The 1,818-nt window shown below is 67.1% G+C and carries 1 protein-coding gene; it reads left to right on the forward strand.

Translation table 11 applies throughout. The features are described from left to right. Nucleotides 1-185: 185 nt before the first annotated feature. Nucleotides 186-1,592 carry a transposase gene (locus VGP39_RS05360; RefSeq protein WP_327567069.1) on the forward strand — a complete coding sequence of 469 codons (1,407 nt, stop codon included), beginning with the start codon at nucleotides 186-188 and terminating at the stop codon, nucleotides 1,590-1,592. Nucleotides 1,593-1,818 lie beyond the last annotated feature (226 nt).

Raw genomic sequence — 1,818 nt, forward strand, 5'->3', positions numbered from 1 at the left:
ACCAGGGTCAGCGTACGGTCACGGTCAATGGCAACGTGGGCAGCGCTCGCATTGCGGACCCGGCCGGGAGCCTGTTGCACAATCGCATACCGCAACATAATTCATGGGTTGCGGGCGCGGTTTGGTGTTGACTGCTCGAGGCGAGCACGATTCGATCATTGCTCTGCAACGACACGGACCGTGCAATGGCGCATCACTTCCGCGAACCGGAGCGACGACAGCCGCTGCTTCTTCCGGCCGACATGATGGACTGGCTACCGGAAGGCGACATCGTCCACCTGATCGTTGATGCGGTGGCAATGATGGACCTGAGCGAGTTCGAGGCCGATGCCAAGCTTGGCCGCGCGGGGCAGGCGCCGTTCGCGCCGCAGGTGCTGCTGACTCTACTGCTCTACGCCTATTCGCACGGCATCCGCTCGAGCCGGGTCATCGAGCGGCTGTGCGGACGCGATGCCGGTTACCGCTTCGTTGTCGGCGACGCCATCCCCGACCACACCGTGATCGCACGGTTCCGTCAGCGCCATGTCGCGCGCATGCGGGATGTGTTCTTGGGGGTGCTGCGGCTGTGCCGCGAAGCGGGCCTGGTCCGGCTTGGGCTGGTGGCGCTGGACGGCACCAAGGTGGGCGCCAACGCGGCGCTGGACGCCAACCGCACCGCGAGCGGTCTCGACGAGCAGGTGAGCAAGATGCTGGCGGAGGCCGAGGCGGCGGACACGCAGGAGGACCGCCAGTTCGGCGCACAGCGTGGCGACGAACTGCCCGAGGCTCTGGCGCGGCCGGCCGATCGCTTGGCGCGGTTGCAGCGGTGTCAGGCGAAGCTGCAGCGCCAGGCGATCGACGCGGCCTCGCGTCAGCAGGAGAAGATCGACGCCCGGGCTGCGGCGGAGCGGGCCAGCGGCAAGCGCAAGCGCGGCCGTAAGCCCAAGCCGGCCGATTCCGCCGTCGACCCCGACACGGTGGCCAACGTCACCGATCCGGACAGCGGCATCATGAAAACGCGGCACGGCTGGCTGCAGGGCTACAACGCCCAGATCGTGGTCACCGTCGGGCAGATCATTCTCGCCGCCGACGTGAGCACCGAGGCCAATGACGTGCGCCAGCTGACGCCGATGATCGACCAGGCGCAGGCAAATGTCGCAGCGGTGGTCAGCAAGGATGCCGAGCTTGGGGCGGCGGTGGCCGACGCCGGCTATTGGTCGGAAGCCAACGCGGCGACGCAGACCGAAACGTGCGAGTTGTTCATCGCCACCCAGAAGGATCACAAGCAGCGCGCCGCGCTGCGTGACGCGCCGCCGCCGCGTGGACGAAAGCCCAAGAGCATGACGGCGCGCGAGCGCATGGAGCGCAAGCTGCGCACCAAGCGCGGGCGCGCCCGCTATCGCCGACGAGGCGCCTCGGTCGAGCCGGTGTTCGGCCAGATAAAGGATTGCCAGGGCGCTCGCCGGTTCAGCATGCGTGGGATCGAACGCTGCCGCGGCGAGTGGCTCTTCGACGCAGCCGTACACAATCTGCGCAAGCTACACCGGGAGTCTGTCCGCCGCTCGGAAAAGGCCAGAGCACGGGACCCAAAAAGGCTACGGAGAGCCGCTTAAGCGGCTTTCTGCGTCCTTCCGCACTCCTTTTCGTCCCTCGGTCAACCCACGCCGGTAATCTCGCAACAGGCTCATCGGGCGGCTGAAAATCCGTCACTTCGATCCGCGCGGGTGTGATGGCACCTGCCTAAGCACGGCGATTGCGGGCCAGCACCCGACAGGAGGCCACCTCACCCCTGATGGTTCGGGGGAGGTCTTGGGTGGTCAGGCTTGGAGAGCTGGTCGT

This window comes from Bradyrhizobium sp., assembly GCF_036009065.1.
GTDB lineage: Bacteria > Pseudomonadota > Alphaproteobacteria > Rhizobiales > Xanthobacteraceae > Bradyrhizobium.